Origin of the sequence: Streptomyces ardesiacus, from assembly GCF_003112575.1 — a bacterium.
In the GTDB taxonomy this organism is placed as follows: Bacteria; Actinomycetota; Actinomycetes; order Streptomycetales; family Streptomycetaceae; genus Streptomyces; species Streptomyces ardesiacus.
In genome coordinates, this window is sequence record NZ_BEWC01000001.1 from 978,279 (window position 1) to 1,002,963 (window position 24,685).

The window sequence follows — 24,685 nt, forward strand, 5'->3', positions numbered from 1 at the left end:
CGACCCGGAACCATTGACGTGACATACCCTCGCTGCCTAACGTCCCCGGCAACCGAGTTGAAACCTTTCACGACGCCGTGAGGGCCGTCCCGCCGGCGTCGTCGAGGAGCCCCCAAATGACCCACCCGTCCGACACGGGTTCGGCCCCGGTCCTGGCGCTCAGGGACGTCTCCAAGTCCTTCGGCGCGGTCCGTGCGCTGCGGGACGTCTCCCTGGAGCTGTTCCCCGGCGAGGTGCACGCCCTCGCCGGCGAGAACGGCGCCGGAAAGTCGACCCTCATCAAGACGCTGGCCGGAGTGCACCGGCCGGACGCCGGCCAGGTGCTGCTCGACGGCGCACCGGTCGTCTTCCACGGCCCCGGCGACGCCCGCGACGCCGGCATCGCCGTGATCTACCAGGAGCCCACCCTCTTTCCCGACCTGTCGATCGCCGAGAACATCTTCATGGGCCGCCAGCCGCGCCGCGCCCTCGGCCGCATCGACCACAAGGCCACCCGGGCCGCCACCGCCGACCTGATGCTGCGCCTCGGCGTCGAACTCGACCCCGACCGGCCCGCGCGCGGACTGTCCATCGCGGACCAGCAGATCGTCGAGATCGCCAAGGCGCTCTCCTTCGACGCCCGCGTGCTGATCATGGACGAGCCCACCGCCGCCCTCACCGGCAGCGAGGTGGCCCGCCTCTTCGGCGTGGTGCGCACCCTGCGCGACCAGGGCGCCGCGGTGCTGTTCATCTCCCACCGCCTGGAGGAGATCTTCGGCATCTGCACGCGGGTCACCACCCTGCGCGACGGCGCCTGGATCGCCAGCGAACCCCTGGAGGGCATGACCGAGGACGACCTGGTGCGCCGCATGGTCGGCCGCGACCTCGACGAGCTGTACCCCAAGCAGGAGGTCGCGCCCGGCGAGACCGCCCTCAGCGTACGCAGGCTGACCCGCGAGGGCGTCTTCACCGACGTCTCCTTCGAGGTGCGGCGCGGCGAGATCGTCGCGCTGGCCGGACTGGTCGGCGCCGGACGCACCGAGGTCGCCCGCGCCGTCTTCGGCGTCGACCGCTGGGACGCCGGGGAGGTCGAGATCGACGGGAAGCCGCTCGTCAACGGCGCCCCCTCCACCGCGATGGCCGCCGGTCTCGCCCTCGTCCCGGAGGACCGCCGCGCCCAGGGTCTGGTGATGGACATGTCCATCGAGCGCAACATCGGCCTCACCGGCCTGCGCACGACCGTGCGGGCCGGTCTCGTGGACCGCGGCGCCGAGCGCAGCCGTTCCCTGGACTGGGCGGTCAAGCTCCAGGTCAAGTACGCCCGCATCGCCGACACCGTCGCGACCCTCTCCGGCGGCAACCAGCAGAAGGTCGTCCTGGCCAAGTGGCTGGCCACCGGCCCCAAGGTGCTGATCGTCGACGAGCCTACCCGCGGCATCGACGTCGGCACCAAGGCCGAGGTGCACCGGCTGCTGAGCCGGCTTGCCGCCGACGGCGTGGCCGTCCTGATGATCTCCTCCGACCTGCCCGAGGTCCTCGGCATGGCCGACCGCGTCCTGGTGATGCACGAGGGGCGCCTGACCGCCGAGATAGCCCGCACCGACGCCACCGAGGAGACCGTGATGGCCGCAGCCACGGGGAGGGCCGCCGCATGACGGTCACCGCACCCGAGAAGGCCCCCGCGGCCGACGTGCCGGGGGCCGGCGCCACCCGGCTGGTGGACCGCATCTTCAAGATGCGCGAACTGGCCATCCTGCTCGTCTTCCTGGTGATGATCGCCCTCACCCAGGCCGGCAACAGCGAGTTCCTGTCCGAGCAGGGCATCAAGGACCTGCTGCTCAACGCGACCATCCTGGTCCTGGTCGCCACCGGGCAGTCCCTGGTCGTCATCACCCGCAACGTGGACCTGTCCGTCGGTTCCACCCTCGGCATCAGCGCCTTCGCCGCCGGCGTCTACCTCCAGGACGGCGGCAACCCCGTCGTGGCCGTCGTGCTCGCCGTGCTCATGGGCGTCGGCTTCGGGCTCCTCAACGGCCTGCTGGTCAGCCTCGGCCAGGTGCCCGCCCTGGTGGTCACCCTCGGCACCCTCTACATCATCCGCGGCATCGACTCCATCTGGGTCGGCTCCCGGCAGATCACCGCGGCCGACCTGCCCGGCGGCTTCGTCGACTTCGGCTCCGGCGGCATCTCCGCCGTGCCCTGGCTGGCACTGATCGCGCTGGCGGTGCTCGTCGCCACGGCGTACTATCTCAAGCAGTTCGGCAGCGGACGCGAGCTGTACGCGCTCGGCTCCAACCCCGAGGCCGCCCGGCTGGCCGGCATCCCCGTGCGCAAGCGGATCCTGGCCGCCTACACCTTCTGCGGCGCCCTCGCCGGACTGGCCGGCGCCCTCTACCTCGCCCGGTTCGGCAACGTCGACTCCGGCACCGGCAACGGCTACGAACTGACCGTCGTCAGCGCCGTGGTGGTCGGCGGCGTCGTCTTCACCGGCGGCTCCGGCAGCGTCTACGGCGCGGCCCTCGGCGCGCTGCTGCTGACCTCCATCAACAGCGTGCTGCCCGCCCTCGGCGTCAGCTCCGTGTGGGTGCTGGCCATCAACGGCATCCTGCTCATCCTGGCCATCGCCGTCGACCGGATCGTCGCCCTGCGCGTGGCCGACGCCCTGAAGAAGAGGAACGCCCGCCATGGCTGACACCTCCCTGACGCGCGCCGTCCGCTGGGACACCGTGGTGGGCGCCCTCCTCGTGGTCGTCCTGCTGCTCTCCTTCGGCTTCGTCGACGGCTTCGGCAACTCCCTCAACCTGTCCTTCCTCATCGGCAACACCCTGCCGATCGCGCTCATCGCCCTGCCGATGACCCTGCTGGTCGTCTCCGGCGAGATCGACCTGTCGGTCGCCTCCACCGCGGGCCTGTCCGGCGCGGTGATGGGCGCCCTGTGGAACCAGGGCATGACCATCGAGACGATCATCCCGATCTGCCTGCTGCTCGGCGTGGTCTGCGGTCTGGTCAACGGACTGCTGGTCACCCGGCTCGGGCTGCCCTCCCTCGCCGTCACCATCGGCACCATGGCCGCCTACCGCGGCATCGCGCAGATCGTGCTCGGCTCCGACGCGGTGACCGACTTCCCCGCGCAGTACCTGGACTTCGCTGCCGGACACATCGAGGGCACCTTCGTCCCGTACGCCTTCCTGCCCTTCCTCGTGCTGCTGGCCCTCGCCGTCCTCGCCCTGCACGCCATGCCGTTCGGCCGGGCGCTGTTCGCCATCGGGGCCAGCGAGGAGGCCGCCCGCTTCGCCGGCATCCGGGTCAAGCGGCAGAAGCTGGTCCTGTTCACGCTGACCGGCCTGATGTCGTCCCTCACCGGTGTCTTCTGGGCCCTGCACTACGCCAGCGCCCGCTACGACAACGCGACCGGACTGGAACTGTCCGTCGTCGCCGCCGTCCTGCTGGGCGGCATCGACTTCGACGGCGGCAAGGGCACCCTCGGCGGGGCGATCGCGGGCGTGTTCCTGCTCGGCGCGCTGCAGAACGTGATGAGCCTCCAGGACGTCTCCGCCCAGTCCCAGATCGTCGTCACCGGCGTCCTGCTCGTCCTGTCCGTGCTCGGCCCCCGGGTCGCACGGCAGCTCTCCCTCGCGAGGGCCGGACGCAGGGCCGCCACGGCGCCCCCGTCCAAGGCGCCCGCCCCCACCCCGTAACCCCGTCACCGGCTCGTCCACCCTCAGAAGGAACCCACCATGCGCAAGTCGTCCATCCGCCGCACCTGCGCGGCCCTCGCCGCCGTCACCTCCCTCGCCCTGGCGGCCACCGCCTGCGGCGGCACCACGAAGGAGGACGTCAAGGACGAGGGCGGCAAGGCCGCCGCGGCGGGCAAGGCCGACCCGAACGCCGAGACGAAGAAGGGGCTGACCGTCGGCTTCCTGCCCAAGCAGGTCAACAACCCCTACTTCACCGTCGCCGACAAGGGCGGCGAGAAGGCCCTCAAGGAGCTGGGCTCCAGCTACAAGGAGGTCGGCACCTCCAGCGGCACCGACACCGCCGGCCAGGTCTCCTACGTCAACACGCTCACCCAGCAGCAGGTCGACGCCATGGCCGTCTCCGCACAGGACCCGGGCGCGCTGTGCACCGCGCTCAAGCAGGCCATGAAGAACGACATCAAGATCGTCACCTACGACTCGGACACCAACCCCGACTGCCGCAACGCCTTCATCTCCCAGGCCTCCGCCGACGACATCGGCCGCACCCAGGTGCAGCAGATGGCCGAGCAGATCGGCAACAAGGGCGAGATCGCGATCCTGTCCGCCGCGCAGACCGCGACGAACCAGAACGCCTGGATCGAGATCATGAAGGACGAGCTGAAGGACCCGAAGTACAAGGACGTCAAGCTGGTCAAGGTCGCCTACGGCGACGACGACGCCCAGAAGTCCTTCCAGCAGACCCAGGGCCTGCTCCAGGAGCACCCGAACCTGAAGGGGATCATCTCCCCGACCACCGTCGGCATCAAGGCCGCCGCCCAGTACCTGTCCGGCTCCAAGTACAAGGGCAAGGTCAAGCTGACCGGCCTCGGCACCCCCAACGACATGCGCAAGTACGTCAAGAACGGCACCGTCGAGGCGTTCGAGCTGTGGGACCCGGCCAAGCTCGGCGAGCTGGCCGCGCGCACCGCCGTCGCCCTGGCCTCCGGGCAGATCACCGGCAAGGAGGGCGAGACCTTCACGGCCGGCGCCATGGGCGAGTACACCATCGGCAAGGACGGCGTGATCAACCTCGGCAAGCCGACCGTCTTCACCGCCGACAACGTCGACCAGTTCAACTTCTAGTCCCCACCTGCGCACGGGAGCGGTACTTCATGCAGCGTGTCTGTTTCCTGCTCAAGGTCCGCCAGGACCGCATCGCGGAGTACCGCGAACGCCACGCCGCCGTGTGGCCGGAGATGTGCGAGGCGCTCTCCGCCACCGGCTGGCACAACTACTCGCTCTTCCTGCGTGACGACGGCCTGCTCGTCGGCTACCTGGAGACCGAGGACTTCGCCGCCGCCCGGGCCGGCATGGAGGCCACCGAGGTCAACGCACGCTGGCAGGCGGAGATGGGCCCGCTCTTCGAGTCCCTGGACGGGGCCCGCCCCGACGAGGCGATGAAGCCGCTGACCGAGGTGTTCCACCTCGCCTGACGGGGGCCCTCCGGGGCGGCCCGGGTACTGTGTGAAGGTCCTGCGGCCGCCCCCCACATCCACCCCGACCTCGGAGGTCCCTGCCCGATGGCCCATTCCGTGGGTATCAAGGATGTCGCCCGCGCCGCCGGAGTTTCCGTGGGCACGGTCTCCAACGTCATCAACCGCCCCGACACCGTCGCGACCGAGACCCGCGCGCGTGTGCTGTCCGCGATCGAGCGGCTGGGCTACGTCCGCAGCGAGTCCGCCCGCCAGCTGCGCGCGGGCCGCAGCCGGATCATGGGGCTGCTCGTCCTGGACATGGGCAACCCCTTCTTCGTCGACGTCGCACGCGGCGCCGAGCGGGCCGCCCGCGAGGCCGGGCTCGGCGTGATGGTCTGCAACAGCGCCCAGAACCCGTCCGAGGAGGCCGAGTACCTCTCGCTCTTCGCCGAGCAGCGGGTCCGCGGCGTCCTGCTCACCCCCGCCGACGCCACCGGCCGCACCATCGAGAGCTTCCGGCGCCACCACATCCCCTTCGTGCTCGTCGACCGGGTCGCCGAGGGCACCACCGAGTGCTCGGTCTCCGTCGACGACGTCGCCGGCGGGGCGCTGGCCGTGCGCCACCTCGTGGACGCCGGACACCGCTCCATCGCCTACGTCAGCGGCCCGCCCGGCCTCAACCAGGTCCGCGACCGCCGCACCGGCGCCCTCGCCGCGCTCGCCGAGGCCGGACTCGGCCCCGACGCGCTGCGGGAACTGCCCACCGAGCGCCTCGACGTCGCCGCCGGCCGCGACGCCGGCGCCCGCCTCCTGGGCCTCGCCGAGCGCCCCACCGCCGTCTTCTGCGCCAACGACCTGCTCGCCCTCGGCGTCCTGCAGGCCATGTACGCCGCCGGGGTCGGCGTCCCCGACGACCTCGCGATCGTGGGCTACGACGACATCGAGTTCGCCGCCGCCGCGGCCGTGCCGCTCACCTCCGTGCGCCAGCCCGCCGTCACCATGGGCGCCATGGCCGCCGAGCTGCTCCTGGAGGAGACCGAGCTGGAGGGCGCGGACGGGACCCACCCCCACCGGCGGGTCGTGCTCCAGCCGGAACTGGTGGTGCGGCGCTCCAGCCTCGCCGCCCGCTGACCGGCCGTTCAGCGGGCCCTTCGGCACGATTTCATGATCCCGGGGGTCGGCGGCCGCAGGACCGTGTGCTGAACTGGGACACGGCCGAAAGAATCGGCCGTCGCGTCCGTCCGCCCCGGGAGCCCCGTTGAGCGTCAGCTACCGCCAGCCAGGCGTCGTCCTCACCGACCGCCGTTTCACCGTGCCCCTCGACCACGCCGACCCCACCGGGGAGACGATCGAGCTGTACGCCCGCGAGGCCGTCGCGAGCGACAAGGCGGACAAGAACCTGCCGTGGCTGCTCTACCTCCAGGGCGGCCCCGGCGGCAAGGCGAACCGTTTCGTCGGCCGCCCCGCCTGGTTCGGCCGCGCCCTGGAGGAGTACCGCGTCCTGCTCCTGGACCAGCGCGGCACCGGCGCCTCCACCCCCGCCAACCGCCAGACCCTCCCGCTGCGCGGCGGCCCCGCCGAGCAGGCCGACTACCTCGCCCACTTCCGAGCCGACTCCATCGTCCGGGACTGCGAGGCCATCCGCCCCCAGGTCACCGGCGGCGCCCCCTGGACCGTGCTCGGCCAGAGCTTCGGCGGCTTCTGCACCGTCACCTACCTCTCGCTGGCCCCCGAGGGCCTGGACACCGCGCTGATCACCGGCGGCCTGCCCTCCCTCGACGCCCACGCCGACGACGTCTACCGGGCCGCCTACCCCCGCGTCGAGCGCAAGGTCGCCGCGCACTACGCCCGCTACCCGCAGGACGTCGAGCGCGCCCGCCGCATCGCCGACCACCTCCTCACCCACGACGTGGTCCTGCCCAACGGCTACCGCCTCACCGTGGAGGCCTTCCAGTCGCTGGGCATCATGCTCGGCAGCGGCGAGGGCAGCCACCAGCTGCACTTCCTCCTGGAGGACGCCTTCGTCCGCACCCCCGGCGGGCACGAGCTGTCCGACGCCTTCCAGGAACAGGCCCAGGGCCTGCTGTCGTACGCGGGCCGCCCGCTGTACGCCCTCGTCCACGAGGCCATCTACGGCCAGGACGCGCGCCCCACCGCCTGGTCCGCCGAGCGGGTCCGCGCCGAGTTCCCGCGCTTCGACGCGGCCAAGTCCCTCGCGGGCGACGAACCGCTGCTCTTCACCGGTGAGACCATCCACCCCTGGATGTTCGACTGCGACCCGGCCCTGCGCCCGCTGCGCGAGACGGCGGACCTGCTCGCCGCCCGCACCGACTGGACCCCGCTGTACGACGCCGCCCGCCTCGCCGCCAACGAGGTGCCGGCCGCCGCGGCCGTCTACCACGACGACATGTACGTCGACACCGCCCACGCGCTGACCACCGCCCGCGCGGTCCGGGGCCTGCGCACCTGGGTGACCGACGAGTTCGAGCACGACGGCGTGCGGACCGGCGGCCCGCGGGTCCTGGACCGGCTGCTGGCGCTCGCCCGCGACGAGGTCTGAAATCCCGGTGGGACGCCGGCGGGGCGGGTTAGTGTGCGGGGCATGACGCAGCCGACGCCCACGCAACTGGAGCCCATGCCGGGGGACTGGCGCCGCGCCCTCGCCGTCGTGGCCCACCCCGACGACCTGGAGTACGGCTGCTCGGCGGCGATCGCGGCCTGGACCGACGAGGGCCGCGACGTCGCCTACGTGCTCGCGACCCGGGGCGAGGCGGGCATCGACACGCTGGCGCCCGAGGAGTGCGCGCCGCTGCGGGAGCGGGAGCAGCGGGCGAGCGCCGCCGTCGTCGGGGTGAGCGAGGTGGAGTTCCTCGGCCACCGCGACGGTGTCGTCGAGTACGGCAGCGCGCTGCGCCGTGACATCGCCGCCGCGATCCGCCGGCACCGGCCCGAGCTGGTCGTCACCCTCAACCACCGGGACACCTGGGGCGGCGTCGCCTGGAACACCCCGGACCACGTCGCCGTCGGCCGTGCCACGCTCGACGCGGCGGCCGACGCGGGCAACCGGTGGATCTTCCCGGAGCTGACCGAGCAGGGCCTCGAACCGTGGAACGGGGTCCGCTGGGTCGCGGTCGCCGGCTCCTCCTCGCCCACCCACGCCGTGGACGCCGCCCCGGGCTTCGAGCGCGCGGTGCGCTCGCTGCTGGAACACCGCACGTACATCGAGGTGCTGACCGATCAGGACCCGGAGACGTACGTGCGCGGCTTCCTCACCGGCTTCACGCGGGCCGCGGGGGAGCGGTTCGGCGGGAAGCCGGCGGTGACCTTCGAACTCTTCGGACGGTAGCGGCATGACGACGGGGGAGCGGGACGTGCGGGGGACGCGGGACGTGCGGGGGGAACGGGACGTGCGGGGACAGCAGCGTCTGGCGGAGCGCTTCGAGGAGCACCGCGGACAGCTCAAGGCGGTGGCCTACCGCATGCTCGGCTCCCTGGCCGAGGCCGAGGACGCCGTTCAGGAGGCGTGGCTGCGGCTCGACCGCGCGGGCGGGGACGGTGTCGACAACCTCGGCGCCTGGCTGACCACCGTGACCGGCCGGATCTGCCTGGACCTGCTGCGCTCGCGCACCGCCCGCCGCGAGGAGCCCATGTCCGAGGGTTTCGACACCTTCGTGCCGGACCCCGTGGTGAGTGCCCTGCCCCGGACCGACCCGGAGCAGGAGGCCCTGCACACCGACTCGGTGGGCATCGCCCTGCTGGTCGTCCTGGAGACCCTGGAGCCGGCCGAGCGGCTGGCGTTCGTCCTGCACGACATGTTCGCCGTCCCCTTCGACGACATCGCACCGGTCGTCGAGCGCAGCCCGGCCGCGACCAGACAGCTCGCCAGTCGGGCCCGCCGCCGGGTGCGCGAGGCGACCCCCGCCGCCGAACCGGACCTCGGCCGCCAGCGCCAGGCGGTCGAGGCGTTCCTGGCCGCGAGCCGCGCCGGTGACTTCGAGGCCCTGGTGGCCGTCCTCCACCCGGACGTGGTGCTGCGGGCCGACGCCGGCGCCCTCGCCCGGGGCGTGGCGGCGTCGAAGGTGGTGCGGGGAGCACGGACGGTCGCCACCGGGGCGTTCCACTTCCGCCATCTGGCCGGGCTCGCCCGCGTCGTCCTGGTCAACGGGGCGGTCGGCACCGTCGCCGTCTCCGGGGGGCAACCGCGGTCGGTCACCTGCGTCACCGTCGCCGACGGCCTCATCACGGGTCTGTACATCCTGTCCGACCCGGAGCGGCTGGCCCGGCTCGACCTGTCCGCGCTGGAGGTCTGACCGCGCGCGGGACCGCCCCCGGGTCCGCGCGCCGGGGCCCGTATCCTCGACGCCATGCGAGAACACACGGCGGACCGGGCGGGCCTCCCGGCCCCCGAGGACCTGCGCGGCGACTGCGGGAGCTGCTTCGGCCTGTGCTGCGTGGCCCTGCCGTTCGCCCGCTCGGCGGACTTCGCGCTCGACAAGGACGCCGGCACTCCCTGCGCCAACCTGCGCACCGACCACCGGTGCGGCATCCACGCGACGCTGCGGGAACGCGGCTTCACCGGCTGCACGGTCTACGACTGCTTCGGCGCCGGGCAGCGGGTGTCGCAGGTCACCTTCGCGGGCGAGGACTGGCGCGGCCGCCCGCCGGAGCACGGGCGCCGCATGTTCGAGGTGTTCCCGGTCGTCCGCCACCTGCACGAGCTGCTCCGGTACCTGACCGAGGCACTGGCCCTGCCCGCCGCCCGCCCGGTCCACGCCGACCTGCGCCGGGCCCTCGACGAGACCGAACGCCTCGCCGGGGGCACCCCCGAGGAACTGGCCGCCCTCGACGTGGGGCCGCACCGGCAGCACGTCAACGCGCTCCTGCTGCGCACCAGCGAGCTGGCCCGGTCGGGCACCCGCGGCCGGAAGAAGAACCGCCGCAACGCCGACCTGATGGGTGCCCGCCTGAAGGGCGCCGACCTCGCGGGCGCCGACCTGCGCGGGGCCTACCTCATCGCCGCCGACCTCACCGGCGCCGACCTGCGGGGCGCCGACCTGATCGGTGCGGACCTGCGCGACGCCGACCTGAGCGACGCGGACCTGACGGGCGCCCTCTTCCTGACCCAGCTCCAGGTCAACGCGGCCCGGGGCGGCCCCGGAACCCGGCTGCCGGACTCAGTCACCCGCCCGGTGCACTGGACAGCGGGGCGCTGACACGCCGTTCCGGTCGCCTTCCTCCCGCGCCTGCCCGGCGTCGGCCGCCGGCCCCGGGGCCGACGGCGGCGGGGTCCGCCGGTCCAGGTGGAGACGCAGTCCCTGGGGCATCAGCGTCAGCCGCTCGGTCACCCGCAGCCGGTAGCCGGGGTCCGGCCGCAGTGCGTAGCGGCGCAGGAGCAGTCCGAGGACCAGCGTGGCCTCGTGCAGCGCGAACTGCCGCCCGATGCACGCCCGTGCCCCCGTCCCGAACGGCTTGTAGGTGTGCGGGGCGCGCGACCGCACGGCCTTCGCGTCGAAGCGGTCCGGGTCGAAGCGCTCCGCGTCCGGCCCCCAGACCTGTGGATCGCGGTGCAGCATGCCGGTGAGCACCAGCGCCCAGGCCCCGCGCCGCATCGGATGCGTGCCGCCGAGCACCGTGTCCTCCCGTGCCTCCCGCGCGAAACCGGGCGCGGTCGGCCACAGCCGCAGCGACTCGTCGAGCACCCGGCGCACGTAACGCAGCTTGGCCACTTGGTCGTAGCCGGGCCGTTCGGTGTCGCCCCACACGCGGTCCACCTCGGCGCGCGCCCGGGCCGCGACCTCGGGATGCTGGGCGAGGTAGTGCAGGGCGAAGGAGAGCGCGCCCGAGGTGGTCTCGTGCCCGGCGACCAGGAAGGTGATGACCTGGCGGCGCACGTTCTGCGCGGACAGCCGCTCACCGGTCTGCGGGTGGGCCGTCTCCAGCATCCGGTCGAGCAGGTCGCCGTCACCGCCCCCGCCGCCGGCCCTGCGGTCCCGTACGAGGTCGTCGACCGTGCGGTTGAGGTGGGCGATGTCGGCGGCGTTGCGGCGGGTCGCGTCGCGCAGCAGCCAGGGGGCGAGCGGCGCGGGCACCGTGTTCAGGCGCTGCGCGTAGCCGAGCGTGCCCACCATCGCGGTGACGAAGGGGTGGGGACGGGAACGTTCGAACGAGCCGAAGTCGTGCCCGAAACCGGTGCGCGCGATGGTCTCCAGCGTCAGCTTGGTCATGTCGCCGGGCACGTCCACCGCCCGCCCCGACGCCTCGGCCCGGTCCCAGTGGCCGGTGAGCCGCGCGGCGACGTCCAGCATCATCACGTGGTACCCGGCCATGGCCTCGCGGCTGAACCCGGGCGCCAGCACGTCGTGGGCGAGCTGCCAGTTGGGCTCGTGGTTGTACGCCGTGAACAGCCCGTCCCCGGCGACCGGCCGCAGGTTGGCCACGCCCAGGCCCACGTGCTTGGCGAACCGCGTCTCGTCCGCCAGATCGGCGGCGAGCGACCCGCCCCACACGAACACGAACTCCTTGCCGAAGGCCCGCCGCCGGAATATCGGCCCCAGCCTGCGCGCGTAGCGCAGGGAGTCCTGCATGGGGGTGCTCCTGCTCGCCCCCACCACGTCTCCGAGCAGGGGCAGCCGGTACGGGGGGTGCGGGATGCGGTGCAGTGCGGGCCAGCCCTGCTCGGCGCTGCGGAAGCCCTTGGGCAGTCCGTCCGGGGCCGTTGTCCTCGCAGTCCGGGCCATGACGCGATCTCCCTTGACACAGCGGCGTGTTGCACGAGCCGGGGCGGGTGTGTTGTACATGGATTCAATAACGCGCCCAGTCTCGTCCCGTTGTTGAACCGGCGTCAAGTAAGGTGCGGGCATGGCCGCGAACCAGGGCGCACGCACCCGCCGCCGGCTCGGCACCGCCGAGCGCAGGGAGCAGTTGCTCTCGGTGGGCGCGCGGCTCTTCTCGGACAGTCCCTACGACGAGGTCTGGATCGAGCAGGTCGCCGAGATCGCCGGGGTCTCCCGCGGGCTGCTCTACCACTACTTCCCGAACAAGCGGGACTTCTTCGCCGCGGTCGTCGAGCGGGAGAGCGCGCGCATGCTGCGGATGACGGCGGCCGTGCCCGGCGTCCCGGTCCGCGAGCAGCTCACCGCGGGCCTCGACGCGTACCTGGAGTACGTCCGGGCCCACGCCCACGGCTACCGCGCCTTCCACCGCGCCGACGCGGCCGGCGACCGGGCGGTGCGCCGCGTGTACCAGAAGGCGCTCGCGGCGCAGGAGCGGCAGATCCTCGCCGCCCTGGCCGCCGACCCGGAGTTCGGCCCGGCCTTCGAGGAGCGCGGCGACGTACGGCTGGCGGTGCGCGGGTGGCTGGCCTTCACCACCGCGGTCTGCCTGGAGTGGCTGCGGGACCCGGAGCTTGCCCGTGAGCAGGTCCGCGACCTGTGCGCACGGGCGCTGCTGGGAGCCATCGCGCGCTGAGGGCGCGCTGCCGGACCACGCGTCGTGGTTGGCGCACTCCCCGAACTCCGCTAAGTTAGGTGAGCCTTACCTAATGAATTGCCGAACGGAGGTTGGGATGGGTGACAGCCACGCCTGGACGGCCGCGCCGGCCGCGGCGGAACGGGCCCGGTCCGTGCTCGCCGCCGCCTGGTCCTGCGCGGTGACCGCGGAGGGCGGCCGCGAGGAGTTCGTCGGCGCGCACACCGTGGCCGACGACGGCCGGGTGCTCCTGCACGTGCCAGAGGACAGCGGCCTGCTCGCGGCGGCCGTGTGCGCGCCCCGCGGGGAGCCGTCCGCCGTGCTGGAGTTCGCCGACGTGGCGCCCGTCCCGGTACGGGGCCGGATCAGGGCCCGGCTCTGGCTGGCCGGATGGATGGCCGTGGAGGACGGGCACCTGGCCTTCCGTCCCACCCGCGTGGTGCTGCGGCGGCCGTCCGGGGCCGTGGCGGTCGACGTCGACGAGTTCACCGCCGCCGCGCCCGACCCGCTGGCCCTGGCCGAGGCGCGGCTGCTGACCCACCTCGCCGACTGCCACGACGACGCCGTCCAGCGGCTGACCCGGCTCGTGGACCCGGACAGCCTGCACGGAGCGGTCCGGGTGCGGCCGCTCGCCGTGGACCGGCACGGACTGACCCTGCGCATCGAACGCGTCCGCGACCACGGCGACGTACGCCTGCCCTTCCACGCGCCCGCCGACGAGATCGCGCAGCTCACCGAGCGGGTGCACGTGCTGCTCGCGCAGGCGGGATCCGCCTTGCGCCCCCGGGCCCTGCAGCGGCAGCGCGCAGACGGCGACGGGTGAGGGCGAGCGGCTCTCCCGTCGCCTTCCGCGGCCCGCCCGCCGCGCCGCCGCCCGGCCCCGACGCGAGGACCGTGGCGGTCCGGCCGTGGCGGTCCGGCCGTTGCGGTCCGGGAGGAATCCGGCGGACCGGCGTCCGCCGCTACCAGTTCCCGTCCTGCACCGGGTGGCCCGGGGCGTCCTTGAGGGGCTGGACCTGGTGGGGCGCGGGCGCCTGCCACGGCTCGTGGTCGTCGCCGATCCACTCCCCGACCGGCTTGACGTCCTGGAGCGGCCCGGCGGGGGCCAGGTCCTGGGCGTCCTGGTCGTAGTAGTCGTACCAGGGCAGCCCGGCCCGGGTGTACGCGGCCCGGTCCACCGGGGAGGGCGGCGGTGCCTCGCCGGTGATGCGGCGCCACTCCGGCGGCGTCACCAGGTGCACGAAGACCCGGCCGGCCGGCTGCTCCGCCCAGTCCGTCAGCGGCCGTTCGTCGCGGTAGACCTCCTGGCGCATCGAGCCGCCGGCGCCGAGCCCCATCGCGGGTGCGGACCGGCGCCGCACCGCCCCGCCGTAGCCCGGGGCCGCCCCCGGGGCGGCGGGGGCCGACGCGGGCGCGGGGGCTCCGAGGGCCCCGGCCGAAAGGGCTCCCCGGCGTGCCGGCTCCCTGCGGCGCCGCTCCTCCTCGCGCCAGCGCAGCAACGCGGCGGGAGTCAGGGTGAACGCCTGCAACTGGACGCCTCCCCAGACCTCCTCGCCGGTGACCTGGCCCTCGACGGTCGCACCCATGCCGAGCGGCACCGCCACGAACTGACGGACCGTGCCCGTCCCGGAGTTGATGCCGTCCAGCCAGGGCTGGCGGGGCAGGACCACGTAGTTCTGCGGATCGCGCGACAGCCGGTCGCTCCACGGCCTGCCCGAGACCGCGCACACCTTGCCCGCTCCCACCTGGAGGGCGGCGGGCTCCCTCGTGCCCGCGAAACTCAGCCACATGGCCTCACGCAGGTACACCGGCAGCATCACTCCGCCGCGCGCACGCCACTGCTCGGGCACGGTGTCGGCGTAGTCGGCGACCCGGCGGAGCGGGAACTCGCCGAGCCCCGGCGGCAGCGGATGCGTCCCCGTCTCGGGCAGCCGCAGGGTGCGGACGAAACGCACCGTCGCACCGCCCGGCAACGACAGCCGGTTCCCGTCGATCCGCACACTGGTGTCGGTCATCCGAACGCCCCCTCATCCGCCGTGAACTCTTCCTCGTCCCTCAGGAGGAACGCCGGGCGGTGGTGCCGCGGTTCCGCCGGCGCAGCGCGGCCCGCGCCCGGTCCCGCAGGCGGGTCAGCCGCGGCATGCGTTCGCGCTGCTCGCGCGTGTGGCGGTCCAGCTCCTCCAGGAGCCGGCGGGAGCGGTGCTCGGTGTCCATCTCGTCGATGATCCGGTTCACCTCGGTGAGCACCGCGCCCCGCAGCTGCCACTGTCTCGCGTCCCGCCGGACCTCCTCCAGCAGCAGGTCGGCCAGCCTGTCCCGGGTGGCGGCGGCCTGGCGCAGCTCGGCGGTCAGCCGCTCCTCCGCTGACTCGGCGTTCTCGCTCACGCTGCTGGTGACCAGGACCGAGAAGCTCACCACGGCGTCGGCGATCTCGGACAGGAGCTGCTGGACGGCGGCACCCGTCTCCGGCGCGAACAGGGGCTCCGGTTCCCGCTCCTTGGCCAGGTCGGTGAAGCTGCGCGCGAGGACCCGCATGACCACCGTGCAGATCTCCAGGGTGTCCAGGCCGGTGCGCAGCACGACCCGGTGCAGCAGCCCCTCGCGCACCCGGGGGTTGAGCCGCAGGCTGTCCTCGGCCTGGCGCAGGTCCTCGTCCACCTCGCCGATGTCGTGGTCGAGCCGGCGTGCCTCGTGCAGCCGGGCCGCCGCCTCGTGGAACGGTGTGCTGCCGGCGGCCTCCTCGCCCATGCGCAGCATTAGTTGGCGCACCTGCCGGGCCAGCCCCACGACGGACTCGCCGGCCTGCTCCACCCACACCGGGGGCGCGAGGATCAGGTTGAAGACGAGGCCGACGATCGCCCCGATCAGCGTCTCCACCACCCGTGCCCACGCCAGGCTCCCGTGCGAGGTCACGCCGAGCACGAGCATCGCGCTGATCGCCACCTCGGCGGTGAACTCCTCGGCGCGCACCAGGTGCCCGACGCCCAGCGCCGCCACGATGATCAGCGCCAGGCTCCACCAGCTCAGCCCCACCAGCTGGCTGAAGGCGATGGCGACCAGGACACCGGCGACCACCGCGTTGACCCGGCGGAAGCTCATCTTCAGCGTGGCGTACAGGGTGACCTGCACCACCAGCAGGGCGGTCAGGGGCGCGGTGAGCGGCGCCGCCGACTTGTCGGGCGTCAGCCGGACCGCGATGACGTAGGCGATCGAAGCCGCGGCGGCGGAGCGCAGGGCCTGCACGACCACAGGGTCCTTCAGCCACTTCACCCGACGCAGAGCCGTCCTCGCGGCCTCCAGCACATCCCGCATCCTCGGGCTGTTCCCTTCCGCAGGCGCCTCGAACGTGTCCGATCAGGACGGTAGCCGGAGGCGGGCGGCCGGGCCCCTCTCACGCGCCGGGCGCCGCCGGACGGGTCAGCCGGTCACCTTGGCCACGAACGCGGACAGATTGCCCAGCGTACGGGCGATCTGTTCCTCCAGGGTGAGGCTCTCCTCGAACCGCCCGCCGCTCTCCGGCACCTTCTTGCCCCGCAGGTAGAGGGAGCACGCCAGATCGGTGCACATGTACAGGCCGACCGAGTTGCCCTCGCGTCCGGCAGCCCCCGCCCTGCGCGCCGTCATCAGCGACACCCCGCCCCGGGGATGGGTGGTCAGGCACAGCCCGCACATGCTGCGCTGGAAGAAGCCGCCCCGGGACTGCTGGAACCGCAGCGCCACACCGGTGAGGCGGCCGTCGTGCTCGGCGACCAGGTAGCTGCGGTCGGGCGCCCCGGGATCCCGCCAGCCGAAGAAGTCGAGGTCGTCCCACGGCCGCTCGTCGAGGTCGCGGGGCACGGTCAGGCGCTTGGCCTCGCCCTTCGAGCAGTTGATGAAGGAGGCGCGGACGGTCCGCTCGTCGAGTGCTCTCATGGGAGCCTCTCCTTGGTTCGAAGAAAGGTGTCCTAGGTGTGACCTAGGGGTTCTAGGTTTACGCCTAGCGTAAATAGCCCACGGGGCGGGTCGCCAACGAATTTCGCGGAGCGGGCGCCGCGCCGAGGTTTCCCCGGTCGCGGGGGAGGTACCCGACGCCGCTCCGACGGCCGTCGGACGCGTGACGGGCGGCCTCGGGCGAACGGAGAACCACGGGAAGGAGCGCGCCGTGTCCGACCACCGCCACGAAGGGCCGGGGGAGAACGGTGCCCCCGTTCCGCGCGACATGCCGGACCAGCAGGCCGGGGACCACGAGGACCCGTGGGAGGCCGCCTCGCCCACCCGCGAGCAGCGCGAGCACCGTCAGGGCTTGGGGAAGGACCGGCCCGAGGACGACGAGGAAGCCGCCGGCGACGCGGAGACCGGGCCCGCGACCGACGTGCCCGACACCGACGTGCCCGACACCGACGTGCCCGACACGGACGAGGCGGGCACGGGCCGGCGGGGCGCACCGCACTCGGGCGCCGTCCACCCCGAACACCCGGTGCCCGACGAGTCCTCCGGCTGAACGAGGCGGCTGACGCAAGAGTCGGCTGAACCAAGCGGCTCAACGACCCGTCTGAACGACGCCTCTGAACGACCCCTCTGAACGAGGCGGCTGAACGAGGCGACTGACCAGGCGGCCGAGCGAACAGGCCGATCGGCCGGCGCCGGCGCGGGCCCGAGGACGGTGGGGGCCCGAGGAGGGCCCCGTCCTCAGCCGACCTTCCGTCCGCGCATCGGCTCCGTGTCCGCCCCCGCGCCCTGCCGGAGCCCCCGCAGGAACTCCTCCAGCACCTCGGTCGCCGTACGCGTCGCGTGCCAGCCCAGTTCCACCCGTGCCCGCGTGCAGTCCATGAGCGGCAGCCGCAGGACCGCGTCGAACAGGTGCGGCGAGGCGGGCAGCAGCCGCAGCCCCCAGGCGGCGGCGATCGCCGAGCGGGCCGCGGTGCGCGGCAGCCGCACGGGACGCGCCCCGGTCAGCTCGCCCAGCAGCCCGGCGTCCACCGGCGGGTCGGCCGCGAGGTTGAACGCGCCCCGGGCGTCCTCGGAGCGGGCCGCCAGCCGGTAGGCGTGCGCCGCGTCGTCGGTGTGCAGCGCCTGCACGCGCAGGCCGGGGACATCCGGCAGGAAGGGCAGCAGCTCGGGACGTGCCGCCGGGCCCGGCAGGAACCGGCCGCCGAAGATCCGGCGCTGCTCGCTCGCCGACTCCCGCTTGAACAGGAAGGCGGGCCGCATCCGCACCACCCGGATCCCCGGGTGGTCGCGTTCGAAGACGTCCAGGGCCCGTTCCAGATAGGCCTTCTCCCGGCAGTACGCGGCGTCCGGCCAGCCGTGCGTCGGCCACGACTCGTCCACGGCGTGGTTCTTCGGCCCCGGCGAGTACGCGCCGACCGACGAGGCGTGCACCACCGCCGGCACCCCGGCCGTGGCCACCGCCTCGAAGACCCGGAGCGAACCGAGCACGTTCGTGCGCCAGGTCGTCGCCGGATCGTGCGTCGGCTGGAAGGCCCAGGCGAGATGGATCACGGCGTCCGCGCCGGTGAAATGGCCGGTCAGGTCGGTCTGCTCCGAGGCGAGGTCGACCGCGGCCCACTCCGTCTTCGCGGGCGACCACGCGGGGACCCGCCGGGCCAGCCCCAGGACGGACCCCACCTCCGGGTCCTCGGAAAGGAGCCGCACCACGCTGGTGCCCACGTTGCCCGTGGCGCCGGTGACGACGATCCTGCTGCCCGTTGCGCTGCTCACCCTGTGCTCCTCTCGGCCGCCCGGCCCGTACGGAGAGCACCGGGTACCCGTACCGGGGGAAAGGCACGCGCGCGGGAAGGGAAGCGCCGGAGAGAGGAGGGCGCGCAAGGGGAAGCCCCGACCGCGACGGGGGAATCACGGCCGGGGCGGCTCTTGGGCGGATACGGATGGCGGTCGCCTCTCGGCGGGGGGCTCCACAGGGCTTCAGCCGAACGATCGTCCCTGTGGGCAATAGGTGAGGCCCGGGGACACTGTTCCATCCGTACCCACGGTCTCTTCAACGGAGAACCGCCTGCCGGTGTTCCACCGTCTGTCGTGGTTTGGGGTGATGTGCGTCACTGCTCGTGCGGGTCGGCGGTCTTGTCCGCCTCCGGCACGAGCTCGGCCCACAGGTTCTCCGCCTGCAGGAGCAGCGTGCCGAGGACGGCGGTCCGTGCGGCCTCCTGCCCGGCGTGCTCCCGCAGCCCTTCCTGCAGCCGCCGGTGCAGTTCCTCCATCGTCTCCTCGGTGGCCGCCTCCGTGTCGCCGTCGGCCCGCTCGCCCACCAGCCGGTGCGCCTCGGCGTGGCAGGCGTCGCCGATCAGCCGCAGCAGGCGCGCGTACAGGTCCAGGACCTGCCCCTGGGGCGGCGCGGGTGTCCGGTGCTCGTCGGCGGCCACGGCCAGCGTCCGGGTCAGGGCGCCGACGTTCGCGGTGACGCGGCTCCACCGCCGGTCCTCGTCCTCCGGCGGTGCCACCGTGGGGCCGCGGCGCAGCAGCCGCAGCGGGCCCGAGGTCAGGCGCAGGCTCTCCCGGCTCCACGACCGGGCCGAGTACAACGCCTCCAGGCGCCGTTCGAGCCGGGCGGCGCCGTCGGACCAGCCGGCCGCGCTCTGCGCGTCCCACTGCTCCTCCCGCAGGCCGCCGGCGACGGTGCACAGCAGGTCGCCCGCCTCCCGGGCCAGCGCCGCGAGGTTCTCCCGCACGTCCCTCAGGTGGATCGGCGGCAGCACCAGCGCGTTGACGGCCACGCCGACGACCGCGCCCAGCGCCGCCTGCCCCACCCGGTGGCCGACCGCGACGGCGGACACCGGTGTGCCGGAGGCCAGGACGAACACCGCCGTGGTGGCCGCGTAGATGCCCTGCCGGCCGAACCGGGACCAGTTCGCCACCAGCATCAGCAGCGGCAGGGACAGCGCCAGCGCACCCGTGTTGTCGTCGGTGATCGCCTGGGCCGCCGACGCCACCAGCGCCCCGGCACAGATCGCCGTGAACTGCTGCCCGGCCTGCCGCACCGAGCTGTACACGGTGGCCTGCACGAGCACCAGTGCCACCCAGGGCGCCATCAGCGCCATGGGGTCGTCCATCCAGAGTCCGGCCACGGCCCAGGCGATCAGCGCCGCGCCCGCGGCCTTCAGCGACTGCACGATCAGGTCGCGCTCGCGTCCGGGCCCCCGCCATGCGGCCCGGACGGCCCGTCCGACGGCACACGCCTCCCACCACACGGCGGCCAGGGGCCGCCTGCCCCGGAGTGCTTCCCGGAGATCGTGGAACAAAGCGGTCATGCGGGCCCGGCCGTCCGCGCCGGGGACCTGCGGCTCATGCGAACGGGCTCTCGTCGAGGGAGGCCAGCAGGCCGGCCGGGTCGGCGTACACCTCCCGGGCGCCCGCCTCCTCCAGATCGGCGCGGGGCAGACCGCCGCACAGGACGCCCACGCAGCGCACCCCGGCCCGGCTGCCCGCGCGCATGTCCCACACGGTGTCGCCGACGAACACGGCCCGCTCGGCCGGCACCCCGGCCAGTTCCAGCGCGTGCTCGACCGGCTCCGGCGCCGGCTTGCCCGCGTCCACGTCGTCGGCGCCGGCGGTGGCGGCGATGGCGTCGTCCGCGTCGATCGCGCGCCGCAGCGCGCCCAGCTCCGAGCCGCCCGCGGAGGTGGCGAGGACCACCGTCCAGCCGTCACCGGCGAGGCGGCGCAGCAGGTCCCCGGCGCCCGGGAGCGCGGGCAGCCGGTCGAAGTACTGGCCGTACAGCGCCTTGTGGGCGGCGCTCAGCGCGGCGTCCTGGCCGGTGTCCCGGTCCTCGCCCAGCAGGTGGGCGATCAGGTCGGTGGAGGCGAGCCCCACCGCCCGGTGCACCGCGTGCATCGGCACCTGGTGGCCCGCCTGCCGGAACGCCTCCCACCAGGTGGTCACGTGCAGGTGATTGGTGTCGACGAGGGTCCCGTCGACGTCGAACACGGCCGCCCGTTGCATGCACTGTCCCTTTCCCGTCCGTGGAGCGTGGATCGGGGACCGGGTACCACGTCAGCGCCGCGCCACTCCGGCCGGCGTACGGCCCTCGCGCGTCCAGGCCAGCAGCTCCTCCAGGGACCACGTGGTGACCACGCGCTCCGGAGGCACCCCGCACTCCTCGGCCCGCGCGCACCCGTGGATCTGCCAGTCGAGCTGTCCGGGCGCGTGCGCGTCGGTGTCGACCGAGAACAGCACCCCGGCCGCCACCGCCCGGCGCAGCAGCCGCCGGGGCGGGTCGAGCCGCTCCGGACGGCTGTTGATCTCCACGGCCGTACCGGACTCCGCACAGGCGGCGAACACCTCGTCGGCGTCGAACTCCGACTCCGGCCGCCCCCGCCCGGTCAGCAGCCGGCCGGTGCAGTGCCCGAGGACGTCGGCGTGCGGGTCACGGACGGCGGTGACCATCCGGCGGGTCATCGAGCGGGCGTCCATGCGCAGCTTGGAGTGCACGGACACGACCACCACGTCGAGCCGCTCCAGCAGCTCCGGCTCCTGGTCGAGCGAGCCGTCGTCGAGGATGTCGCACTCGATGGCGGTCAGCAGGCGGAAGGGGGCCCAGGTCTCGTTGAGCTCCGCCACCACGTCGAGCTGCTCGCGCAGCCGCGCGGGGGAGAGCCCGCGGGCCACCGTCAGCCGCGGCGAGTGGTCGGTCAGGGCGGCCCACTCGTGTCCGAGCGCCGCGGCCGTCCGGCCCATCTCCTCGACCGGGCTGCCACCGTCGGACCAGTCCGAGTGCAGATGGCAGTCGCCGCGCAGCAGCGCCCGCAGTCCCTCGCCGCCCCGGGTGAGCGGAGTGTCCGCCTCGTCCTCCAGTTTCGCGAGGTAGCCGGGCACCTGCCCGTCCAGCGCCTCGCGCGCCACCTGCGCGGTCCTGGGCCCGACCCCCTTGAGCGACTCCAGCGACCCCGCCCGCTCGCGCAGCTCGGCGGCCGGGAGCCCGCCGAGCACGCCCGCCGCGGTGCGGAACGCACGGACGCGGTACGTCGGTGCCTGGGCCCGCTCCAGGAGGAACGCGATCCGCTCCAGCGCCTCGACGGGGTCCATCGCCGCCTCCTCGTCCCACCTCGGCCGGCCCTCCCGCCGGCCTTCACCGGCACGTCCAGGGTTCCCCAGGGCGCCGGGACCCGCACCACGAACCGGGTGCCCGCGGGCCCCGCCCGGTTCCTCCCTTCCCCGGGTTCCGGCCTACCCTCGATGCATGACCGAGATCGACAGCCCGCACATCGGTAATCCGCGGATCCTCGTCTTCGGGGTGCAGGCGGGTCCGCCTCCGTTCCGGATCGTGGAGATCGACGGCCAGGTGGTCGGCGAGGCCAGGACCGTCACCGACGTGCTGGAGGCGGCCGCCGCCTACGGCATCACCGTGCACGACCTGGACGACCCGGCAGTCGTCCGCTGGGTGGGCGGGGACAAGTTCACCTGGACCGCGCACTAGGACGGCACCGGGCCGCCCCGCACGCGGTGCGCGGGGACCCCCGGCGTCGCGGTACCGGATGTCCCGGTCTCACGTGCGTGCCCGCCGCGCGTGCACCGCGCGGCTCATCCGCCGGCCGAGGAGCAGGTAACCGGCCAGCGCCCCCACCGTGTTGAGGATGACGTCGTCGACGTCGAAGGCCCGCCCGGTGACCAGGGCGCCCTGCGCCAGCTCCACCAGCAGCATCACGCCCGCCGTCAGCAGCAGGACGCGCAGCACGCCGCGCGTGCGCGGGGCGACGACCGGCACCAGCACACCGAACGGCACGCCGAGCAGGATGTTCCCGCCGATCTGCTTGACGGCGTCGCGCAGCGCGGGCTGGTCCAGATAGGCCTTCAGGGAGCGCCCGGGGCGCAGGTTGCTGTGCACGAGAGCCTCGGAGGCGGGGGAGGGGTGCAGGGTCAGCCGCGCCAGCACCACCGCGAACGCCACCATGAAGACGAACGCGCACGCCGTCGCCAGCAGCCGCAACGGCCAGGCGAGCGCGTGCCGTTCGTGAGGCCGCGTCTCGGTCTCCCGCGTCTTGGCGGCGCGGGGGCGCGGCCACAGCCGCAGCCCTGAGGCGGCACGAGCCATGTCGGTCCTCCAGTCGTCAACTTCCCCGCGTGGTAGGGCGGTTACCCGCCGAACCGCCGAGGATGCCCGGCGCGCGGCCCGGCGGGCCCGCGTTCCTGTCCCGGCCCGCCGTGCGGCGTTCCCGCTCCCGGTTTCCGCCCGCCCGGCCGGGGCACTCCGGCCGGTGGTGCCACCGCGCGCCGCCGTCGGCCGTCCCCCACGCGGTGCTTGGATGGCGGCGAAGCCGGAACGAACCGCGACAACAGCGGCATGCCGGGCATGCGGGATGCGAAGCGCCGGACTGCCCTGCCGGTAAGGGGCCGTCAAAGGCCGTGGAGGTGGCGTGTGAAGGGCCGTAGGACACTCCTCGCCCTGGCCGAGGTGGCCGCGTGGTGGGTCCCGCTCGCGGCGCTCTGGCTGGTCCTCATCAGCACCGTCGATCCCCTGGAACTCGCCGTGGGCGCCGGGGCGTCGGCGCTGACGGCGTTCGTGGCGCGCGGCGCGCGGCGGGCGGTGAGCGGGCGGTGAACGGCTGGATCCTCGCCGCCGTCCTCGTCCTCGTCACCGGAGTCGGCGCCACCCTGTGGGGCGTGGCGGGCGGGCCCCTGCGCCGCCGCGCCACCGCCCAGAACCTCTGCACCGCCCTGGCCTGCCCGGTCCTCCTCCTGCTCGCCCAGGGATACGGCCGCCCCGCGTACGTCGACCTCGCCCTGGTGCTCGCCGTCCTCGGCCCGGTCGGCACGCTCGTGTTCGCCCGGCTGCTCGCCGACGAACTGGCCGACGACCCGCCGCACGCCCGCGGCCCGACCTGGACGGCCGCGGCCCTCGGCGCCGCGGTCGTGGGGGCGGTCGCCGTGGCCACCGGGCCGGGCAGGGCCCTGGTCAAGCTGCTGGTGATCGGGGTGCTGCTGGTCGGCGGCAACCTGATCGCCTCCCGGGCGCTCGCCGGCGGCATGCAGGAGGGCCGCGGTGACTGAGACCGTGATCGTCGTCGCGCTGCTGCTGGTCGCCGTGGCCGCCACGGCGGCGGTGGCCGTCCGCGACCCCGTGCGCCAGTCCCTGGTCCTGGCCGTCCTCGGCGTCGTCCTCGCCGTGCTCTTCACCGTGCTCCAGGCGCCCGACGTCGGCCTGTCGCAACTGGCGGTGGGCTCCGCCCTGACGCCGCTGTTGCTGCTGCTGACGGTCCGCAAGGCGAAGCGGCGCGGCCGGCGTGCCGAGCGCGGGCGGAGCGCGGGGGGAGACGGTCCGTGAGCTCACGCATGCGGCTGTGGCTGGTGGCCGTGGGCGGCGCCGGACTCGCCGCGCTGCTCGTGGCCGCCTGTCTGCGGCTGCCCGGCTTCGGCGGCGACCGGCACCCCTACGGCGACCGGGCCGTCGAGGCGGCCCTGAGTCGGCACACCGCCAACACCGTCTCCTCCGTCACCTTCGACCAGCGGGCCTTCGACACGCTCGGTGAGATGAGCATCCTGTTCGCGGCGGTCCTCGGCAGCGTGGTCCTGCTGCGCCAGACCCGCGACGAGCACCGGGCCCGCCCGGAACCGGCCGCCGTCTCCCGGCCCGTGCGGCGCTACGCCCTGCTCGTCCTGCCCGTGGCCCTGCTGACCGGCCTGTACGTCATCGCCCACGGCCAGGTCAGCCCCGGCGGCGGCTTCCAGGGCGGTGTCGTCGCCGCCACGGCCCTGCACCTGCTGTACCTGGGCGCCGACTACCGGGCCCTCGAACGCCTGCGGCCCCTCGCCCCCTACGAGGCGGCCGACGCGCTCGCCGCCTCCTCCTACCTCGTCACCGGCCTCGCCGCCCTGCTCGCGGGCTCCGCCTTCCTCGCCAACACCCTGCTGCCGTACGGCACGTTCAACACGCTCGCCTCCGCGGGCACCGTCCCGCTGCTGAACGCCGCGATCGGCATGGAGGTGGCCTGCGCGGTCGTCGTGCTGCTCGCGGGTTTCCTGGACCAGGCCGTGGAGATCGTGGACGAGGGCGAGCACGACGAGCACGCCGAGCACGACGGGGGCGGCAAGACCGGCGGGAACGCCGCGGACGGCGGGGACCACGACGACTCCGGCAAGCGCGGGAAGTGAGAGCGC

Annotated in this window: 27 protein-coding genes; 18 read left to right on the plus strand and 9 right to left on the minus strand. The window is 73.9% G+C overall.

Annotation, left to right across the window (positions count from 1 at the left end; genetic code table 11):
• Nucleotides 1-116 precede the first annotated feature (116 nt).
• The 10 genes from Sdi02f_RS04115 to Sdi02f_RS04160 all read left to right on the plus strand — a co-directional run bounded on the left by Sdi02f_RS04115 (nt 117) and on the right by Sdi02f_RS04160 (nt 10,344).
• A complete protein-coding gene (locus Sdi02f_RS04115; protein WP_030399584.1) occupies nt 117-1,634 on the plus strand; it encodes a sugar ABC transporter ATP-binding protein in 1,518 nt (505 codons plus the stop codon).
• On the plus strand, nt 1,631-2,671 hold the full coding sequence (locus tag Sdi02f_RS04120; RefSeq protein ID WP_030399585.1) for an ABC transporter permease: 1,041 nt from the start codon (nt 1,631-1,633) through the stop codon (nt 2,669-2,671). Before Sdi02f_RS04115 ends, Sdi02f_RS04120 begins: the two co-directional genes overlap by 4 nt.
• The gene (locus Sdi02f_RS04125; protein ID WP_030399586.1) at nt 2,664-3,677 is read left to right on the plus strand and encodes an ABC transporter permease; all 1,014 of its coding nucleotides are present in this window, start codon (nt 2,664-2,666) and stop codon (nt 3,675-3,677) included. Before Sdi02f_RS04120 ends, Sdi02f_RS04125 begins: the two co-directional genes overlap by 8 nt.
• 39 nt (nt 3,678-3,716) lie before the next feature.
• The gene (gene rhaS / locus Sdi02f_RS04130; protein ID WP_030399587.1) at nt 3,717-4,799 is read left to right on the plus strand and encodes a rhamnose ABC transporter substrate-binding protein; all 1,083 of its coding nucleotides are present in this window, start codon (nt 3,717-3,719) and stop codon (nt 4,797-4,799) included.
• A 29-nt stretch (nt 4,800-4,828) separates the two neighbouring features.
• Complete coding sequence (locus tag Sdi02f_RS04135; RefSeq protein WP_030399588.1) at nt 4,829-5,149, plus strand: L-rhamnose mutarotase; 321 nt, start codon at nt 4,829-4,831, stop codon at nt 5,147-5,149.
• An 87-nt stretch (nt 5,150-5,236) separates the two neighbouring features.
• Nucleotides 5,237-6,262 (plus strand): LacI family DNA-binding transcriptional regulator, encoded by a 1,026-nt coding sequence (locus Sdi02f_RS04140; RefSeq protein ID WP_030399589.1) that lies wholly within the window; start codon nt 5,237-5,239, stop codon nt 6,260-6,262.
• Nucleotides 6,263-6,389: 127 nt separating this feature from the next.
• Nucleotides 6,390-7,691, plus strand: a complete 1,302-nt coding sequence (locus Sdi02f_RS04145) for an alpha/beta fold hydrolase (protein WP_030399590.1) — start codon at nt 6,390-6,392, stop codon at nt 7,689-7,691.
• A gap of 42 nt (nt 7,692-7,733) precedes the next feature.
• Nucleotides 7,734-8,477: a PIG-L deacetylase family protein gene (locus tag Sdi02f_RS04150; RefSeq protein WP_108932695.1), complete on the plus strand. Its 744-nt coding sequence runs from the start codon at nt 7,734-7,736 to the stop codon at nt 8,475-8,477.
• 4 nt (nt 8,478-8,481) lie between these two features.
• Nucleotides 8,482-9,441, plus strand: a complete 960-nt coding sequence (gene sigJ / locus Sdi02f_RS04155; RefSeq protein ID WP_108932696.1) for an RNA polymerase sigma factor SigJ — start codon at nt 8,482-8,484, stop codon at nt 9,439-9,441.
• A 54-nt stretch (nt 9,442-9,495) separates the two neighbouring features.
• On the plus strand, nt 9,496-10,344 hold the full coding sequence (locus Sdi02f_RS04160; RefSeq protein WP_031085252.1) for a pentapeptide repeat-containing protein: 849 nt from the start codon (nt 9,496-9,498) through the stop codon (nt 10,342-10,344).
• Here the strand turns inward: Sdi02f_RS04160 and Sdi02f_RS04165 are convergent.
• Nucleotides 10,306-11,868, minus strand: a complete 1,563-nt coding sequence (locus Sdi02f_RS04165) for a cytochrome P450 (protein ID WP_030399594.1) — start codon at nt 11,866-11,868, stop codon at nt 10,306-10,308. The genes Sdi02f_RS04160 and Sdi02f_RS04165 overlap by 39 nt on opposite strands.
• Nucleotides 11,869-11,989: 121 nt before the next feature.
• Between Sdi02f_RS04165 and Sdi02f_RS04170 the strand changes: the two genes are divergently transcribed.
• Together Sdi02f_RS04170 and Sdi02f_RS04175 are read left to right on the plus strand one after the other, a co-directional pair.
• On the plus strand, nt 11,990-12,598 hold the full coding sequence (locus Sdi02f_RS04170; RefSeq protein ID WP_108932697.1) for a TetR/AcrR family transcriptional regulator: 609 nt from the start codon (nt 11,990-11,992) through the stop codon (nt 12,596-12,598).
• Between the two features lie 97 nt (nt 12,599-12,695).
• Nucleotides 12,696-13,421, plus strand: a complete 726-nt coding sequence (locus Sdi02f_RS04175) for a DUF2470 domain-containing protein (RefSeq protein ID WP_031085255.1) — start codon at nt 12,696-12,698, stop codon at nt 13,419-13,421.
• Nucleotides 13,422-13,560: 139 nt separating this feature from the next.
• On the opposite strand, the gene Sdi02f_RS04180 is transcribed toward Sdi02f_RS04175, so the two are convergent.
• The 3 genes from Sdi02f_RS04180 to Sdi02f_RS04190 form a co-directional block, all read right to left on the minus strand.
• Nucleotides 13,561-14,613 carry a hypothetical protein gene (locus Sdi02f_RS04180; RefSeq protein ID WP_031085257.1) on the minus strand — a complete coding sequence of 351 codons (1,053 nt, stop codon included), beginning with the start codon at nt 14,611-14,613 and terminating at the stop codon, nt 13,561-13,563.
• A gap of 40 nt (nt 14,614-14,653) precedes the next feature.
• Entirely contained in the window at nt 14,654-15,910 is a 1,257-nt protein-coding gene (locus tag Sdi02f_RS04185; protein WP_030399598.1) for an FUSC family protein, read from the minus strand.
• Between the two features lie 105 nt (nt 15,911-16,015).
• The gene (locus Sdi02f_RS04190; RefSeq protein ID WP_030399599.1) at nt 16,016-16,510 is read right to left on the minus strand and encodes an FBP domain-containing protein; all 495 of its coding nucleotides are present in this window, start codon (nt 16,508-16,510) and stop codon (nt 16,016-16,018) included.
• 229 nt (nt 16,511-16,739) lie between these two features.
• On the opposite strand from Sdi02f_RS04190, the gene Sdi02f_RS04195 reads away from it, so the two are divergent.
• Nucleotides 16,740-17,078, plus strand: a complete 339-nt coding sequence (locus Sdi02f_RS04195) for a hypothetical protein (protein WP_053638760.1) — start codon at nt 16,740-16,742, stop codon at nt 17,076-17,078.
• A gap of 188 nt (nt 17,079-17,266) precedes the next feature.
• On the opposite strand, the gene Sdi02f_RS04200 is transcribed toward Sdi02f_RS04195, so the two are convergent.
• The 4 genes from Sdi02f_RS04200 to Sdi02f_RS04215 form a co-directional block, all read right to left on the minus strand.
• The gene (locus tag Sdi02f_RS04200; RefSeq protein ID WP_108932698.1) at nt 17,267-18,298 is read right to left on the minus strand and encodes an SDR family oxidoreductase; all 1,032 of its coding nucleotides are present in this window, start codon (nt 18,296-18,298) and stop codon (nt 17,267-17,269) included.
• Nucleotides 18,299-18,633: 335 nt separating this feature from the next.
• Nucleotides 18,634-19,842 carry an FUSC family protein gene (locus Sdi02f_RS04205; protein ID WP_174843301.1) on the minus strand — a complete coding sequence of 403 codons (1,209 nt, stop codon included), beginning with the start codon at nt 19,840-19,842 and terminating at the stop codon, nt 18,634-18,636.
• Between the two features lie 34 nt (nt 19,843-19,876).
• Nucleotides 19,877-20,533, minus strand: coding sequence for an HAD family hydrolase (locus tag Sdi02f_RS04210; protein ID WP_030399603.1), 657 nt, complete (start codon nt 20,531-20,533; stop codon nt 19,877-19,879).
• Between the two features lie 51 nt (nt 20,534-20,584).
• Complete coding sequence (locus tag Sdi02f_RS04215; RefSeq protein ID WP_108932699.1) at nt 20,585-21,616, minus strand: PHP domain-containing protein; 1,032 nt, start codon at nt 21,614-21,616, stop codon at nt 20,585-20,587.
• A gap of 154 nt (nt 21,617-21,770) precedes the next feature.
• Here Sdi02f_RS04215 and Sdi02f_RS04220 point away from each other — a divergent pair, with 154 nt between their 5' ends.
• The gene (locus Sdi02f_RS04220) at nt 21,771-22,007 is read left to right on the plus strand and encodes a hypothetical protein (RefSeq protein WP_030399605.1); all 237 of its coding nucleotides are present in this window, start codon (nt 21,771-21,773) and stop codon (nt 22,005-22,007) included.
• Nucleotides 22,008-22,076: 69 nt separating this feature from the next.
• Here Sdi02f_RS04220 and Sdi02f_RS04225 read toward each other — a convergent pair whose 3' ends face one another.
• Entirely contained in the window at nt 22,077-22,622 is a 546-nt protein-coding gene (locus tag Sdi02f_RS04225) for a VanZ family protein (protein WP_030399606.1), read from the minus strand.
• Nucleotides 22,623-22,946: 324 nt separating this feature from the next.
• Here Sdi02f_RS04225 and Sdi02f_RS04230 point away from each other — a divergent pair, with 324 nt between their 5' ends.
• The 4 genes from Sdi02f_RS04230 to Sdi02f_RS04245 are packed head-to-tail and all read left to right on the plus strand — an operon-like array spanning nt 22,947 to nt 24,679.
• Nucleotides 22,947-23,129 (plus strand): hypothetical protein, encoded by a 183-nt coding sequence (locus Sdi02f_RS04230; RefSeq protein ID WP_030399607.1) that lies wholly within the window; start codon nt 22,947-22,949, stop codon nt 23,127-23,129.
• The gene (locus Sdi02f_RS04235) at nt 23,126-23,578 is read left to right on the plus strand and encodes an MrpF/PhaF family protein (RefSeq protein ID WP_030399608.1); all 453 of its coding nucleotides are present in this window, start codon (nt 23,126-23,128) and stop codon (nt 23,576-23,578) included. The genes Sdi02f_RS04230 and Sdi02f_RS04235 overlap by 4 nt, the downstream gene beginning before the upstream one ends.
• A complete protein-coding gene (locus Sdi02f_RS04240; protein WP_108932700.1) occupies nt 23,571-23,852 on the plus strand; it encodes a hydrogenase subunit MbhD domain-containing protein in 282 nt (93 codons plus the stop codon). The genes Sdi02f_RS04235 and Sdi02f_RS04240 overlap by 8 nt, the downstream gene beginning before the upstream one ends.
• The gene (locus Sdi02f_RS04245) at nt 23,849-24,679 is read left to right on the plus strand and encodes an MnhB domain-containing protein (RefSeq protein WP_079007818.1); all 831 of its coding nucleotides are present in this window, start codon (nt 23,849-23,851) and stop codon (nt 24,677-24,679) included. Before Sdi02f_RS04240 ends, Sdi02f_RS04245 begins: the two co-directional genes overlap by 4 nt.
• Nucleotides 24,680-24,685: the final 6 nt, after the last annotated feature.